This is a genomic window from Rhizobium sp. BK289, from assembly GCF_014193575.1.
Lineage (GTDB): Bacteria > Pseudomonadota > Alphaproteobacteria > Rhizobiales > Rhizobiaceae > Rhizobium > Rhizobium tropici_C.
Window position 1 is genome coordinate 51966 of sequence record NZ_JACHZO010000010.1, and the last position, 15013, is coordinate 66978.

Here is a 15013-nt window from a genome sequence, read left to right on the forward strand (position 1 = left end):
AAGTTCCTGCGCCCGCTCTTGCGGCCGCAGCGCTTACCAAGACTTAGTCTCCAATGCGCTCTCCGGCTTCATGATCGGATAGAGCTTGGTTTCAACGATCTTCAGGTCATAGGGCCATTTCTGACCCTTACGCCACTGGCCACCCAGGATCGGTGTCTTCGAGACGTTCGGATGCGGTCCCTTGGAGAAGTTGATATTGCCGACGACCGTCTGGAGATCCGTCGCCTTCAGGGCATCGCGGATCGAGGCGCGGTCCATCGGGTCCCTGGAACGCTTCAGGGTATCGACGATGATCTCCCACATGGCATGGCTGTAGCCGAGGGGCTGCGTCCACTGCTTGCCTGTCGCCTTCTCCCATTTGGCCGCGAGATCGGCCGAGGATTCGCCGGTCAGCGACGACTTGTAGGGGAAGGCCGGCGTCCACCACACTTCCGTCGACATGCCGGCGCCGAGATCGCCCATCGCCTCGACGGCCGAGGGGAACAGGAGCCCCGCCGCCACAGACATCACTTTCGGATGGAAGCCCTGCTGGGCCATCTGGATGGTGGCAGTGCGCAGGTCGGCAGGGAAGACGAGCCCGCCAAGGATTTCGCAGCCGACTTCCTTGAATGCGTTGATCTGCGAGGAGAAATCGTTGGTGCGGATCTCGAATTTTGATGGCGATATGACATCGAAGCCGACCGAACGCATCACCGGCGGCAGGCCGATCTTGTCGTCGCCCCAAACCTCGCCATCGGCGTTGCGGGGCAGGAGAAGGCCAACCTTCTTGTTGCTGGGAACGCTGGTCCACATGTTCACATAGGTCTGAATGATGTCTTCAAGACCCCAGAAGAAGTGGTAGGTCCAGTCGAATGCCTTGTTGGCGCCGCCACGCGGCATGATGACGGCCTGCCATGGAGCCGTGGACGACAGCGTGGGAACGCCAAAGAGCTCCCCTTGCTCCGAAACGGGCAGGGTGACGTCGGTCGTCGATGCCGGGATCAGCATGTGAACCTCGTCGTTCTGGCAGAGTTCGCCGGCGAGTTCACCAGCCCGGTTCGGGTTGGACTGCGCATCCCGTTCGAGTATTTCGATACCGTATGTCTTGCCGCCGACCTCAATGCCTTTGGCGAGATGCTTGCGGATGAAATCAAGCGCGAAGGCGTCCGTTTCGCCGAAGGGGGCCATCTGCCCGGTCTGAGGGCTGACGAAGCCGATCTTGATTGTCTGGGCCGATTGCGCGCGCAGGTAGGACGGCGCCGAAAGCGCGAACGCGCCAGCCGCCACAACTTTCAGCACCGTCCGGCGCGATATTTTCATGCGATTGTCCTGGGTCATGCTCTTTCCTCCCTTGATGTTCGCTGCCACCGCCTATGCAGTCTGCCGCTCTTGGCCTGGATGCTTCCCGACCGGGCGACACCAACAAGAAGCGGGCCGTCACCACGACAGCGCAGGTGAACTTTCGGGACCTTAGACGCCTCGTTTTGTCCTGTCCCACCCCCCAAAGTCGAATTGTCCCGCAGCGTCAAATCAATGGTCCCGCTCAGTCAAACCACGTCACGCCGGATGATTATGCTTGATGTTCAGGGCGATCATGCCCGCGTTTCCATAGGGAGGTTTACCAATGCCTGAAGCTCCAAAGTCCGAATTCTGGCGCGATATCAAGCCGATCGAAAACGTCTTCAAGCCCGACGCCAAGCCGGAAGTCTATCTGCCCAACGCGCCGACCGACGACGAGCGCTACTATGTGCCCTTCACCGAAACCGTGAAGTCGCGTCCCTTGTGGATTTCGCCCGAGCGCAACATGTGGTGCGACATCCTGCTGGCCACCAAGGCCGGCCTGGTGAACCGCCACTACCATCCGCATGAGGTCTTCGCCTACACGATCTCCGGCAAGTGGGGATACCTGGAACACGACTGGACGGCGACAGCGGGCGACTTCGTCTACGAGACCCCCGGCGAAGGCCATACTCTCGTCGCCTATGAAAGCGACGAACCGATGCGCGTGCATTTCAAGGTGACGGGCCCGCTCATCTGGCTCGACGAGAAAGGCGATTCCATGGGCACGTTCGACGTGCATGACTATATCGCCATGGCGCGCGAACATTACGACAAGGTCGGTATCGGCGCGGATTACATCAACGGGCTGTTCCGCTAATGGAAGGGATAAACGACACCGGCGTTCTGTCGGCCGTTTGGCACAAGGCGCGCGACGTCAGGATCGAGAGGCGGGAAAGACCCGCCCTCTCGACAGGGCAGGTGCGCCTGCGCGTCAGCCTGTGCGGTATCTGCGGCTCCGACATGCATGAATATCTTGACGGGCCGCACGCCATTCCGGTGAAGGCGCCGCATCCGATCTCCGGAGCGGCCGCGCCGCTCGTCATCGGCCACGAATTTACGGGCACCGTCATCGAGGCGGGAAACGACAGCGGTTTCAAGGCCGGTCAGCGGGTCGCCGTCGAGCCGGAATATCGCTGCGGGGTCTGCGCCGCCTGCCGCCGAGGCGACTACAACCTGTGTGAAAGCATGGGCTTTGCCGGGCTGATGGGACCGGGCGGCATGGCCGAGGAGGCCGTTTTGCCTGGCTATATGCTGCATCCGCTCCCCGACACGGTTTCGGACCGGCAGGCAGCCGTGCTTGAACCGGCCGCCGTTGCGCTCCATGCGCTGCGCCGTGCGGGTTTGACCGCAGGCCAGAGTGTTGCGGTCATCGGGGCCGGACCGATTGGGCTGCTTCTCGTGCAGTTGGCGACCGTAGCCGGCGCCCGGCGCATCGTCGTCAGCGACGTATCGGAGCCGCGTCTGGCCCGCGCGCTCGCGCTCGGTGCGACCGAAACGGTCAACAGTGCTACGGGAAGCCTGCCGGCGGCGGCGGCGGGCGTCGACATCGCCTTCGAGGCAGTCGGTCTTCAGGCGGCCCTGGATGATGCCATCGGCGCGGTGCGCAAAGGCGGCAAGGTCGTGCTTGTCGGTCTGTTCGGCGCGCCCGCGCGGTTGGATGCTTTTGACATCGTCAATCGTGAGGTGGAGGTCATCCCCTCCTGCGGCTACCGGCACGTCTACCCCGATCTCATCGGCATGGTGGCGGCAGGCATTGTCGATCCGTCGCTGATCGTCACCCGCGAAATCCGCCTGGAGGACGCCGTCACGGCGGGCTTCGAAAGCCTTGCCAAACCCAATGACGACGTCAAGGTGCTGATTGCGCCGTGAGCCTTTGCGTCGCGACCGGAGATGGAGGCTGCGACGCGATTTGACGAAATGCACCTGTTGGGCCAAGATCAAGACTGTTCCGCCTCAGATGGAGCGAGGGTTGGAGCAGGGAGGATAATGTGAAGCAGGCGGACGTGTTCGCCGCCCGCGCATCGTCGATTTCGCCGGTTGCGACCATCGATACGCGCGGGGTGCCGGCGCATGAAAGAATAGATTACTGGGAGGAACATTGCGCGGAGAAGGTCGTGGGCCTCCGATGCTCCTGCCTGTCTGAAACCGGGCTCGAAGCGCGCTACCGCTATTTCGACTTCGGTCGCATCAAGATGATCGACATTGCCGGCGGCGAACATTTCGTCGAGCGAACGCCGCATCTGTTGCGCCGCTGGGAAAAGGACAGTGCCTTTCTCACCGTCATCCTGGAAGGTCAGGTTTTTGTCAACCGCTCCGGCCAATGCGTGATCGCGCAAGCCGGCGACGTTGTTCTCTACGATACCAACCGGGCCTACATGCACGGCTTCCCCTCACTGGCGCGGCAGGTCATTTTCGAGATACCCGGCGAGGATGTGCGGGAACGCTTCGGCGACTGGACGCTCGGTGAATTGCTGCATTTCGGCGGGTCGAGCAATCCCTCGCGCATTGTCCCGGCTGCGCTGCGCGATGTACTGCGCACTGCGGAAACCGCCCCGTGGAGCGAGGGTAAGGCCGGCTCGATGCTGGAGGGCAAGGTCTGGGAGGTCATGGAGACCGCCTATTCGCTGGTCAAGGGCGGTTCGCGCTCGGCTTATCACGCGCAATTGCTGCAGCGGGTGCGCAAACATGTGATGGATAATCTCGGCGATCCCGATCTAAGCCCCGCCTCCGTGGCTGAGGCCATGGGCATCGGACTTCGGCAGATCAATCGTTTGTTCGAAGTCGAGCCTTTGCCCTTGATGGCCTTCATCCAGGAAAAACGCCTGGAAGGCGCGCGCGCCGATCTACTCCGGCAGGGAGTCTGCCGACCCAACATATCGGAAATCTGCTACAAATGGGGCTTCAAGAGCCTCGCGCATTTTTCCCGCAAGTTCAGCGAACGCTTCGGCGTCAGCCCGTCGCACTGTCGGTGAACGGCGCGGGCCGGCGCGTTGGTGCACGGTGCGTATTTAGATGGTATCGGGGTGCAAAGGCGGCGGCAAGGCCGACAACTAGTGGTTTCCCAACCGGTCGTCGACGCCGGCTCAACGTCGAAAAACTACGCGGCTCCTAGATATGCGGCCTGGATATTCTCGTCGTCGAGAAGACGTGCGGCTTCACCATGGTCAACGATCGTTCCGTTCTTCAGGACGTAACCGCGATGGGCAATACCGAGCGCATATGTGCGTTCTGCTCGACCAGAAAGATTGTCACGCCCGTCTTGTTGACATCCTGAATGAGGTCGAAGATCCGCTCAACGAAGAGCGGCGGCAGACCCATCGACGGCTCATCGAGAAGGAGCAGTTGCGGATCCTGCATCAGGGCCCGCGCCACGGCGAGCATCTGTTGCTCGCCGCCGGAAAGAGTTCCGCCAAACTGCTTCCGTCGTTCGGCCAAACGCGGGAAGAGTTCCAGCATCTTGTCGATGCGTCGGCTGATTTCCGCCTTCGAGGAAACGGTAAAACCGCCCATTTCCAGATTTTCCAGAACAGTCAGGTCGCCGAAGATGCGTCTTCGTTCCGGAACATGGGCAAGACCCAGCTTGACGACTTCGTGGGGCGCACAGCCATTGAGCGAGCGGCCGTCAAAGGTGATTGCGCCGGATTTGAGCGGCAGAAGCCGGGAGATGGCGCCCAGCGTCGTCGTCTTTCCGGCGCCGTTGCTGCCGATCAGGGTGACGATCTCGCCCTTTTGAACCTGCAGTGAAATATCCCGGATGGCATGAATAGCGCCGTAGAAGACATTGAGATTGCGAACCTCGAAGAATGGCGCAACAGTGCTGTTATCGGCGGTCATGCTTCTATCCTTTCGCTCTGGTTCTGTTGAGTCCGGGCAGCAACGCCGCGGCCCAGATAGGCTTCAATGACGTTCTGGTTCGAGCGGATCTCTTCGGCGCTGCCTTCAGCAATCTTGCAGCCGTGGTCGAGCACGACGATATGGTCCGAAACGGTCATGACGAGACGCATGTCATGTTCGATCAACCACCGCAATGCCGAGTTCCGCCCTGATCTTCAGGATCAGCTGCTTCGCTTCCTCGGTTTCCAGCGGGTTCATACCCGCCGAGGGTTCGTCCAGCAGCAGCAGCTTTGGCCGCGTGGCGAGCGCCCGTGCGATTTCCAGCCTTCGCTGTTCGCCATAGGCAAGGCTCCCGGCCAGAGTGTCCGCCCGCTCCGCCAGACCGACGAAGTGCAGAAGTTCGAGGGCGTAGGCGATCGCATCCTGCTCCTCCCTGTGATAGGCGGATGTGCGGAACAGCGCCCCCCAATATCCTGTCTTAGTCCGGAGCGCATTGGCCGTGACCACGTTTTCCAGCGCGGTCATGTCTGCAAAAAGCCGGATGTTCTGGAAGGTGCGGGCCAGTCCCGCCTTCGCCACCTGGTCAGGGCGGAGGCCAATGAGGTTTGTTCCGTCCAACGTCACTGTTCCCGCATCCGGGCGATAGATGCCGGTCACCAGATTGAACAGGGTCGTTTTCCCGGCCCCGTTCGGTCCGATCACGGAAATGATTGCCTTCTGAGGAACGGTCAGGCTCACATCGTCCACCGCCTTCAGGCCGCCGAAGCCACGCTTCAGCCCGGCGACTTCCATCAGCACCTGTGTCATGGGGTCGGTCCTTTCACGTTGCGTGCCGAAATCGTGCGGCGGACCGAAGGGACGAGGCCCTTCGGACGCAGGAGCATCATGGCGATCAGAATGAGACCGAAGATCAGCCGCTCGTATTTGGAGGGTTCGAACTGGCTCGGCAGGTTTGCGAAGGACCAGCCGAAAAGCTCGAAGCCGGATGCCCTGAGGTCATTCAGGGCGGTGGACAGCGATTTCAGGATCTGCAGATTGAGGATCGTCACCAGCGCTGCGCCGACGACGGCACCGCGGATCGATCCGAGACCACCCAGAACGATCATCGCAAGAACACCGATCGACTGGTTGAAATCGAAGCTCTCCGGGCTGACGAATGTCTGCTTTGCCGTGAAGACAACACCCATGGCACCGGCGAACGAAGCACCGGTGGCGAAAGCGATCAGCTTGGTCTTGAGAAGCGGAACACCCATGGCCTGAGCGGCGATCTCGTCCTCGCGAATGGCGACCCATGCGCGCCCGATCTTCGAGCGATCCAGCCGCCAGTTCGCCAGGACGGCAATGCCGACCAGAGCAAGCACGATGAGGTAGTAGATAATGGTTTGCCATTTGAACGCGGATTCGCCCGAACTGGCCAGCGTGGCTGCGACCTTGGTGAGCGGTTGTGCAATGCCCGCAATCCCTTGAGGGCCGTTGGTGATATTGACCGGCTAGTCGAGGTTGTTGGCAAGGACGCGGATCACCTCGCCGAAGCCGAGTGTGACGATGGCCAGATAATCGCCCTTGAGGCGCAATACGGGAAGGCCGAGCAGGGCTCCGGCTCCTGCCGCGACAAAGACGGCGCACAGGGCGATGGCGAAGAAGGAATCGCCCGCCAGCGGAAACCATGCGCCGAGCAACTGTCCGCCATGCGGCGAACTCAGGATCGCCCAGAGATAGGCGCCCACGGCAAAGAAGGCGATGAAGCCGAGATCGAGGAGGCCGGCAAAGCCCACAACAATGTTCAGGCCGAGGGCCAGCACGGCATAGATGCCAACTTGAATAGCGACATCCAGATAAAGGTATTCCGCAATCCGATGAAGGGGAGAACACCCAGCAAGATGACGGCGGCAAGGAAGGTTCCGGCTCGGGCGTCGATCCGGTCATGGTCCGTCGCCAGATAGACGGTGAACAGGAGACTGAGGAAGGCAAGCGTGTCGACAAACCCGGTGCCCGTGAAGACGAAGATGCATAGGAATGTAAAAAGAACGACCGCGACTATGAGTGCGGCTGTCCGCTGCTTTTGAGAAAGTCCGATCATGGCGTTACACCTTTTCCGTGGAGGAGCGCCCCATCAGCCCGCTGGGCTTGAGGATGAGAATCAGGATCAGGATGCCGAAGGCGAAGATGTCCTTATATTCCGTGCCAACGGCGTTATCGGTCAGAAGCGGCAGGAAGGTGCCGATCAGCATTTCGAGGAGGCCCAGCAGAACGCCGCCCACCATGGCGTCGGGAATGGAGCCGATGCCGCCGAGCACGGCTGCCGTAAACGCCTTGAGCCCTGGAATGAAGCCCGTGAAAGGATCGACGCGCCCAAACTGAAGCGCATAGAGCGTGCCGGCAACGCCAGCCAAGGCCCCGCCGATCAGGACGGTTTGCAGGACGATGCGGTTGACGTTGATGCCCATGAGGCTCGCTCCCGTCCGATCCGTTGCGACAGCGCGGATGGCCTTGCCGAGGCGCGTCTGATTGACGGTGTAGGTCAGGCCGCCAAGCATCGCACCGGCGACCATCAGGATCACTACGGACTTAACCTGAATGCTGAGGTTTTCGCTCACCTGGATCGTGGTGTCGAAGAAGGCAATGGAAGGGAACGGTCTGATGAACTGGCCAAACAGGCTTTCAATGAAGCGAACCGCATCCTGCAGAAACAGGCTGATCTCGATCGCTGTTATGAGCGGTGCGAGTTTGGGAGCATTCGAACGCCTCAGCGGCCGGTAGGCAACCCGTTCTGCCAGGCCGGGGAGCGCTGCCGCAACGGCTGCGGCAATGCACATCGCGATCAAGAGCTGAAGCAGCGGATGCAGCCCGGAGCCGAGGAGCGCGTAGGTGATGACTTCGACAGCCACGATGGCACCCACCATGAAGATTTCCGAGTGGGCGAAATTGATGAGGCCAAGAACACCGTAGACCATGGTGTAGCCGAGCGCGATGGTTGCATAGAGCAGGCCGAGAACCAGACCATCCGCCAGCGTAGAGGGAAGAAGCTCTAGGAAGATTGAGAATGACATGATCGTGTCCAGTGGGAGGAACTAGCGCGAAGGATGCTGGGACGGTTAGCGGCAAGCTCTTGAACAGCAGGACGCGCCAGCCGCTTTGTCCGCGCAAAGCGGCGCAGGCGGTCAGCGACAGGATGTTACGACACTTTCGGACGCGCCCTCACGGACGGTCGTTCCGTCAGCCTCGATCTGACAATATCCTCGCCGCAGAGCGATTTCGTTCAATAACCTGTTGCTCTCATCGCCACATGTACGTTTCCAATACATGCAAACAGCGGCGCTGGAGCAGGTCCAGGCCGCTGTTGTGGAAGCGCTCAGGTATCGGGCGCGGCGACATCCAGGACCTTGACGATCTTATTGGCGTCGGCGGATTTCCCTGTTTCAATCACCACGTACTTGGCGCTGGCGACATCACCCTTCTTCGTGAACGAGATCTGGCCGGTGATGCCCTTCAGATTCGTCTGGCGCACCGCGGCCGCAACTTCCGCTCGGGTGGCCTTGAGCGTATCTTTGAGACTGCAGGCGACCGAAGCAAGTCGATGAAAGTTCAGCTGTCGTTCTGACTCTGTACTGCACCCGTCAACGCGAGAACGGTAGACAGTGCAACACTTAGGCGACCTAGCGGGGTTAACTTAATCCGTGCACATTTATCGTCTAATGCATTGATTAGAAAAGTTTTTTCCTGGGGTACGCTGGACACAATGACAGGGTCATTGGTCCGACTCTGTTCAAGGGCACGCATGCTCTCATGCCGTCTGCGACGAATAAACGTCAAGGTCTCACTCGGCGTTTCTACTGTTTTGTAGGCTTCGCATCGGTCGCCGGGCGCGGCCAATCATCTCGACGCTGACACCCGTTCGTATGGAGCCGACGATGTCGACTGTTTTTTCCCGATCGACACAATCCACTTATGAAACTCTTTGCCGTAGGGTTTTTCAAATGCCGATCGGTTCCATGCGAGATAATAGCTTTCTGGAAGTGGAAGTCGGACGTCGAATGGTACGACAAGCAGACCTGCCTGAAGCTCCTCTTCGATCATCGACAGTTGCGCAAGCACAAAACCATGACCGTTTACGGCCGCATCAATCGCGTTGCTGGAGAGCGCGAAAAAGAGGCTGGATCGTCTCTCATTCACCGTCGCACCAAACATGCCCGCCCATTCTTCCCATTGCGGAGGACGGCCATAGTGCGACTCCCATTCGATATTCAGAAGCGGAAACCGGAGTATGTCTGTCGGAGTGTCAATCGGCATCGTAACGGGGGTCTGACTCATTCTCGATGATGTCTTTGGATTCTACTGGCTTGGTTCTTGAAGGAGAATCAGCACCATCCGAGCCTATTTCAGCCTTCCGATTTAATCCGTGCCGAGTTGAACGTGGAGTCAGTGTATCACAAACCCGATGTGATAGTCGTCACGGCACATGGTCAGTCCCGAGGTTGCAGGTGTCCCGAATGCGGCACGACCTCCCATCGTGTTCATAGTCGCTATTCTCGGATTATCACCGATCTGCCGTGCGCGGGCCGAAGGATCAAATTGCACCTGACGGTCCGACGCTTCGTCTGCAATGTCGTCCATTGCCGCCGAAAGATTTTCGCCGAGCGTTTCGGTGATGGCGTGATCCAACCCTTGGCCCGCCGGACAGTGCGCCTGGAGACCTTGGTTCTCCATCTCGCTTTGGCATTGGGTGGTCGGCCAGCAGCACGGTTCGCAGATCGTCTCGGATTACCGGTTAGCAATGACACGCTGCTTCGAACCGTTCGCCGATATGATCGCCCACCACCGCCGCCGCCAAGCGTCATCGGCATCAATGACTGGGCGTGGCGTCGCAATCACCGATATGGCACTATCATCTGCGATCTGGAACGGCGAAAGACGATCGCGTTGTTGCCCGACCGAGAACCCTCGACCGCAAAGGCTTGGCTGGTCGAGCAGCCGCACATCGAAATCGTCGCACGAGACCGCGGCGGCGGGTATGCGCAGGCCGCTGCACAAGCCCTGCCACACGCCGAACAGGTCGCCGACCGCTGGCATCTGATGGAAAACGCCAGCCACGCCTTTCTTGACGCCGTTCGCAAGTCGATGCGGCAGGTCCGCATTGCAATCGGCACAGCAACTGTAAATCCAAAGCTTCTGACAGCCGCCGATCGACTGCAATACGAGGGATATCTACGGCGTGAAGAGGCAAACGCCGTCATCCGTGGTCTCGTCAGCGAAGGCGTATCCATCAAGGAGATCGTGCGCAGAACCGGGCACTGTAGAGCGACAATCTGGCTGAGATCAGCGCGACAATCTGGATGAGATTCTGGTGTCGCGATCGTCGGCGACGGTATCATCGTGATTGTCGCTGGCAAGGACTTTGTGGGATTCTGATTGTCGCGCAGCGTCAATCTCGGCGGCATTTCTCATTGTCGCGAAGGAAGCCGGCCTGCCGCGTTGGCGTTTGGCTTCCATCGCGGATCGACGCCGGTAGCTTTCGACATTCATCTCAAAGATGGTCGCGTGGTGGACGAGCCGATCGACGGCGGCGAGTGTCATGGCGGGATCGGGGAAGACCCTGTTCCATTCGCCGAAGGGCTGGTTGGCGGTGATCATGATCGATCGCCGCTCGTAGCGCGCGGAGATGAGCTCGAAGAGCACGCTCGTTTCCGCCTGGTCCTTGGTCACATAGGCGAGATCGTCGAGGATGAGCAGATCGAACTTGTCGAGCTTGGCGATGGCGGATTCGAGCTGGAGTTCACGACGTGCCACCTGCAGCTTCTGAACGAGCTCGGTCGTACGCATGAACAGCACCCGCCAACCGTTCTCGATGAGAGTGAGGCCGATTGCGGCGGCGAGATGGCTCTTGCCGCCACCGGGCGGGCCGAACAACAGGATGTTCGCTCCCTTGGCGAGCCAGCTATCGCCGGCGGCGATCGCCATGACCTGTGCCTTGGAGACCATCGGCACGGCGTCGAAGTCGAAGCTGTCGAGCGTCTTTCCCGGTGGCAATCGCGCCTCGGCGAGATGGCGTTCAATGCGGCGGCGATCGCGTTCGGCGAGTTCGTGCTCGGCGATCACCCAGGAACCGGGCCGCTGGCCACCCTTCCTTGTCGGCCCGTTCGGCAAAGTCCGGCCAAAGGACCTTGATGGCCGGCAGGCGGAGTTCGTTGAGCAGCGTGCTGAGCGTGGCGGCGTCGATGGCAGGGGCGTTTCTCATGCGGCGTCCTCCAGATGACGCGCGTCGATCAGGGCCTCATAGCCCTGGAGAGAGGCGAGACGAACGTTGACGGTGGGCAACTGTGCCGGATCGGGCGCGAAGAAAGTCCTCAGCGCGATGATGTCCGGCAGTTCGCCCGCATCGAGTGATTTGGCGAGCCGCTCTGCCAGTTCCCGCTCGCAGCCGCGATCGTGGGCCAAGGCCAGGAGCTCGACGGTGATCTTGCAGGCCTGCTTGTCGGAAAGCCGGTCGAGCAGGGTCTCGAAAGCCCTTCGGTATTCCTGCCGCGGAAACAGCTTGTCGCGATAGACAAGCTGAAGGAGCGCCATTGGCTTTTTGCGCAGCGAATGGATGACATGCCGGTAATCGACCACCTGGTCGTGCTTGCCGCTGGCATGCGCACGCCCTCTTTGAAGCGTCATCAGATGCGTGCCGCCGATAAAGAGGTCAAGACGCTCGTCGTAAAGGCGCACGCGCAGCCGGTGCCCGATGAGCCGTGACGGCACGGTGTAAAAGACCTTGCGCAAAGTGAAGCCGCCGCTGCGCGAGACCCGCACGACAACCTCCTCAAAATCGCTGGTGCGCGTTCCCGGCAACGGCTGCAGCGCCGCCCGCTCGGCGTCGATGCGCTTGCCATAGCGGGCATTACGCCGACTGACGATCTCATCGATGAAGCCGCGATAGGCATCGAGATCGTCAAAGTCACGGATGCCGCGCAACAACAGGGCATCGCGGATCGCATTCTTGAGGTGCCCATGCGGGCTCTCGATCGCACCGTTCTCGTGGGCAATGCCCTTGTTGTTGCGTGTCGGCGTCATCCGGTAGTGTGCGCAAAGCTCCGCGTAGCGCCGCGTCTGGTCCTCCTTGGCATCGGCATCGAGATTGCGGAAGGCCGCCGACAGGCTGTCGCTGCGATGGTAAAGCGGTGCGCCGCCAAGGAACCAGAGAGCGTTCTGTAGCCCTTCGGCCAGCGCCACAAAGCTTTCGCCACCGAGGACGACGTGGGCGTGTTCGAAGCCGGAATAGGCGAGCCGGAAGTGATAAAGCAGGTGATCGAGCGGCCGGCCTGCAATCGTGATCCCCAGTTCGTTCATGTTGGTGAAGTCGGAAAGCCCCAGTCGGCCGGGCTCATGAACCTGGCGAAAGATGACTTCCTGCTCGTCGCCATTGATGGCCCGCCAGGCACGGATCCGCCGTTCCATTGTCCGGCGAACGCCTTCGCTGAGGTCAGGATGGCGGCGCAACATCTCCTCGAAGACGGCGACCGGGCGAATGCCAGGTGCCGCCTTCAGCAGCGGCACGACCTCGGCATCGAAGATGTCGGCGAGTGGATCGGGACGCCGACGGCCGCGCGGCTTCTTCACTTGTGATGGCAGTTGCGCATTCTTCTCGATGCGATAGGCCGTTGCTCTGCTGAGCGACGCCTTCGCGGCGGCGACCTCAACCCTGTGCTCTTGTCGTAACTTCATGAAAAGCCTCATCTGATGATCGGTTATGTGACGACCTGGCACAAAGGTGGCTCCCGTTCTTCGAAGAACCCAACGTACCCGTCGAACCGCAATCACCAGATGAATCGGCGCGCCAGCAGCGGTAGAACTTCGATCGGGCTACGCCCTCTCTGCGTTCCACCGCTGCTGCCGAGTCTCATCTTGATTGACGCTTCGTCTCATCTTGGTTGTCGCGCTGCAGGGCACAGCCGAAAGCTGGTTCGCAGTGTCGTCCGTGGTCAGCGAACCGACATTTTTCGGATCCGGCAATCTTCCCTGGAACCGCATCTCCCTTGGCTTGAAGCGCAATGGGACGCCGGATTGCGGAACGGCGCTGAACTTTGGCGGCAGCTTCGGTTGGCTGGCTTCGGCGGAGGTCTCTGTGTTGTCACCGAATGGGCAACGCGGCGAAGGCGTGCCGAAAAGGCCGAGAACGGACTAGGACATGCGCCGGCCGCACGCACTATCGTCCGCCTGATGACGCTTGAACGCAACAACCTGACCACGGCTCAAACGATGACAGTCGCCGCCATCGAAGAGAGGCTACCGGATCTTGTCGAGGCCAGGGATGTCGTCGAGAGCTTCCACAAAATGCTGCGCAGTAAGTCTAAAGATGATCTGGAAGCTTGGATCGACCGCGCGGCAAGAAGCCTGGTCGCGTCATTCGCCAACGGCGTCATCCGCGATCGGGCAGCGGTCCAGAATGCAATAGCTTCGATGTGGTCGAACGGTCAGACTGAGGGCCAGATCACCAAGCTCAAACTCATCAAGCGGCAGATGTACGGTCGCGGAAAGCTGGATCTGCTCGAAGCACGTATTGTGGGAGCGCCCTGATGTCATCGAGATTGCGTCAGACCCCTTATTCCATGCCTAATCACAGAAGTAAGGTCGTGTCCGAATTGTCGCGCAGTGTGTTGGCAACCGCCAAGCGCCCTGTCTGGTCGCCTGGGACTTCCGCTGCGATTGCGTCCCGGCGACCCTGTTTCGAAAGGAAATGGAGTCACCGAGCAAGTTCGCGCATCTTATAGGCGACCTCAGTCCGGTTCGTCGCATTTAGTTTTTTCATGATGTTGCGAACGTGTACCTTCACAGTGCTTTCGCAAAGGTCCATTTCGTACGCGATGATCTTGTTTGCTTTTCCGCGTCGCAGGCCCTCTGCGACGACTACTTCACGTGGCGTAAACATGCCGCCTAGCAAATCGTTTCGTGGTGCGGCATTGACGGTGATGGCCTCCTTGGCAGCAAGCAGGCTGCTTGCCGGCACGAAGACACCACCTGCGCGGGCAAGCGCCACCGCTTCTGCCGCAACCTTGATACCAACGCTGCTCGGGATATAGCCGCGAGCGCCACATTCCAGAGCGTGCAGGAGCTGAGCGAGTTCATCGCCATCGGCGCCGACGATTACGGGACTCGTCTGGAACCTTTCCGCAAGAGCACGAATCTTCGCGGTGATGTCTGTGTCGGATACCTTACGGCTGCCGATCATGAACAAGATTGCGGAAGGCAATGTCTCCATACCGCGCATCTGCCATTCATCCAACGAGCCCACTGTTATGATATGCAGCGCACTGTCGCAGTCAGCGAGGCTCTTCGAAAGACACTCACGGTCCAGAGCACGGGAATCGATGAGGAGAACGTAGTCTTCCCATTCATCGATACTTGGGGAAGTGCCGGCAGTGATGAGCGGACGCAGTGAGTTTGATGTTGGAATTGAAAAAAAGCGCGCGCCCGATTCCGGTGTAAATTTCTCACTCGTGATCGATTGTCCAATCATGGCCGTTCTCCCAACTATTAAAGGCCCTTTTTAAATATTCACGCAGGTTCCATGTTTTTAAATTCCTGGTTTTGTATTTTCCTATATTTTTACTTTGCGCATTAACATAGGTTAATGTAGAGCTCTGAATTCGATAAATTTCTTCTTTAATGCTACTTCAATGCTACTTCGCGATACATTTAATTTTCCTAAATTATTATGTACCCCCGGAGATGCCAGAGCAAGCGCCGGCTGCATCCTGACAGTCGGCTTCGGAAACTCGCCTCATATAGCGACGCAACGGCTGATGCATTCTGCCGGTGGACCGAATACACCGCGGAAATGGCGGCTTGAGAAACAGCGAGGCTGCCAATCCGACACCAA

The 15013-nt window shown here is 59.6% G+C and carries 10 protein-coding genes and 6 pseudogenes; 5 read left to right on the forward strand and 11 right to left on the reverse strand.

Features of this window, described 5'->3' with window-relative positions; all coding sequences use genetic code 11:
- Positions 1-33: 33 nt before the first annotated feature.
- Positions 34-1317 (reverse strand): ABC transporter substrate-binding protein, encoded by a 1284-nt coding sequence (locus FHT84_RS20005; protein WP_183763746.1) that lies wholly within the window; start codon positions 1315-1317, stop codon positions 34-36.
- A 286-nt stretch (positions 1318-1603) separates the two neighbouring features.
- Here FHT84_RS20005 and FHT84_RS20010 point away from each other — a divergent pair, with 286 nt between their 5' ends.
- The 3 genes from FHT84_RS20010 (at position 1604) to FHT84_RS20020 (ending at position 4292) form a co-directional block, all read left to right on the forward strand.
- On the forward strand, positions 1604-2137 hold the full coding sequence (locus FHT84_RS20010) for a 2,4'-dihydroxyacetophenone dioxygenase family protein (RefSeq protein WP_183763749.1): 534 nt from the start codon (positions 1604-1606) through the stop codon (positions 2135-2137).
- Positions 2137-3189 (forward strand): 2,3-butanediol dehydrogenase, encoded by a 1053-nt coding sequence (locus tag FHT84_RS20015; RefSeq protein ID WP_183763753.1) that lies wholly within the window; start codon positions 2137-2139, stop codon positions 3187-3189. The genes FHT84_RS20010 and FHT84_RS20015 overlap by 1 nt, the downstream gene beginning before the upstream one ends.
- Before the next feature lie 119 nt (positions 3190-3308).
- The gene (locus FHT84_RS20020; protein ID WP_183763756.1) at positions 3309-4292 is read left to right on the forward strand and encodes a helix-turn-helix domain-containing protein; all 984 of its coding nucleotides are present in this window, start codon (positions 3309-3311) and stop codon (positions 4290-4292) included.
- 125 nt (positions 4293-4417) lie between these two features.
- Here FHT84_RS20020 and FHT84_RS20025 read toward each other — a convergent pair.
- From FHT84_RS20025 to FHT84_RS20060, 7 genes and pseudogenes are all read right to left on the reverse strand, one after another.
- Positions 4418-5154, reverse strand: a pseudogene (locus FHT84_RS20025) (ABC transporter ATP-binding protein).
- A pseudogene (locus FHT84_RS20030) lies at positions 5151-5961 on the reverse strand (ABC transporter ATP-binding protein). Before FHT84_RS20030 ends, FHT84_RS20025 begins: the two co-directional pseudogenes overlap by 4 nt.
- A pseudogene (locus tag FHT84_RS20035) lies at positions 5958-6956 on the reverse strand (hypothetical protein). The pseudogenes FHT84_RS20030 and FHT84_RS20035 overlap by 4 nt, the downstream one beginning before the upstream one ends.
- Positions 6938-7234, reverse strand: a complete 297-nt coding sequence (locus FHT84_RS20045; protein WP_183763762.1) for a hypothetical protein — start codon at positions 7232-7234, stop codon at positions 6938-6940. The pseudogene FHT84_RS20035 and the gene FHT84_RS20045 overlap by 19 nt, the downstream one beginning before the upstream one ends.
- Positions 7235-7238: 4 nt before the next feature.
- Entirely contained in the window at positions 7239-8204 is a 966-nt protein-coding gene (locus FHT84_RS20050) for a branched-chain amino acid ABC transporter permease (RefSeq protein WP_183763766.1), read from the reverse strand.
- A gap of 302 nt (positions 8205-8506) precedes the next feature.
- Entirely contained in the window at positions 8507-8662 is a 156-nt protein-coding gene (locus FHT84_RS20055) for a hypothetical protein (RefSeq protein ID WP_183763769.1), read from the reverse strand.
- 365 nt (positions 8663-9027) lie between these two features.
- Entirely contained in the window at positions 9028-9465 is a 438-nt protein-coding gene (locus tag FHT84_RS20060; RefSeq protein ID WP_246698577.1) for a LysR substrate-binding domain-containing protein, read from the reverse strand.
- Between the two features lie 132 nt (positions 9466-9597).
- On the opposite strand from FHT84_RS20060, the pseudogene FHT84_RS20065 reads away from it, so the two are divergent.
- Positions 9598-10452 (forward strand): annotated as a pseudogene (locus tag FHT84_RS20065) (ISL3 family transposase); the annotation flags it as partial.
- A gap of 18 nt (positions 10453-10470) precedes the next feature.
- On the opposite strand, the pseudogene istB reads toward FHT84_RS20065, so the two are convergent.
- Together istB and istA are read right to left on the reverse strand one after the other, a co-directional pair.
- Positions 10471-11389: pseudogene (gene istB, locus FHT84_RS20070) on the reverse strand (IS21-like element helper ATPase IstB).
- Complete coding sequence (gene istA / locus FHT84_RS20075; protein ID WP_183763772.1) at positions 11386-12870, reverse strand: IS21 family transposase; 1485 nt, start codon at positions 12868-12870, stop codon at positions 11386-11388. Before istA ends, istB begins: the two are co-directional and overlap by 4 nt.
- A 207-nt stretch (positions 12871-13077) precedes the next feature.
- On the opposite strand from istA, the pseudogene FHT84_RS20080 reads away from it, so the two are divergent.
- Positions 13078-13710: pseudogene (locus FHT84_RS20080) on the forward strand (transposase); the annotation flags it as partial.
- Between the two features lie 166 nt (positions 13711-13876).
- Here FHT84_RS20080 and FHT84_RS20085 read toward each other — a convergent pair.
- A complete protein-coding gene (locus FHT84_RS20085; RefSeq protein WP_183763778.1) occupies positions 13877-14650 on the reverse strand; it encodes a response regulator transcription factor in 774 nt (257 codons plus the stop codon).
- Between the last annotated feature and the right edge of the window lie 363 nt (positions 14651-15013).

What these genes read in the sequence shown, in the direction of transcription:
- FHT84_RS20045 (WP_183763762.1), bottom strand. Translation starts at nt 7,234, where the DNA reads ATGATCGGACTTTCTCAAAAGCAGCGGACAGCCGCACTCATAGTCGCG.
- FHT84_RS20085 (WP_183763778.1), bottom strand. Translation starts at nt 14,650, where the DNA reads ATGATTGGACAATCGATCACGAGTGAGAAATTTACACCGGAATCGGGC.
- istA (WP_183763772.1), bottom strand. Translation starts at nt 12,870, where the DNA reads ATGAGGCTTTTCATGAAGTTACGACAAGAGCACAGGGTTGAGGTCGCC.
- FHT84_RS20060 (WP_246698577.1), bottom strand. Translation starts at nt 9,465, where the DNA reads ATGAGTCAGACCCCCGTTACGATGCCGATTGACACTCCGACAGACATA.
- FHT84_RS20050 (WP_183763766.1), bottom strand. Translation starts at nt 8,204, where the DNA reads ATGTCATTCTCAATCTTCCTAGAGCTTCTTCCCTCTACGCTGGCGGAT.
- FHT84_RS20005 (WP_183763746.1), bottom strand. Translation starts at nt 1,317, where the DNA reads ATGACCCAGGACAATCGCATGAAAATATCGCGCCGGACGGTGCTGAAA.
- FHT84_RS20015 (WP_183763753.1), top strand. Translation starts at nt 2,137, where the DNA reads ATGGAAGGGATAAACGACACCGGCGTTCTGTCGGCCGTTTGGCACAAG.
- FHT84_RS20010 (WP_183763749.1), top strand. Translation starts at nt 1,604, where the DNA reads ATGCCTGAAGCTCCAAAGTCCGAATTCTGGCGCGATATCAAGCCGATC.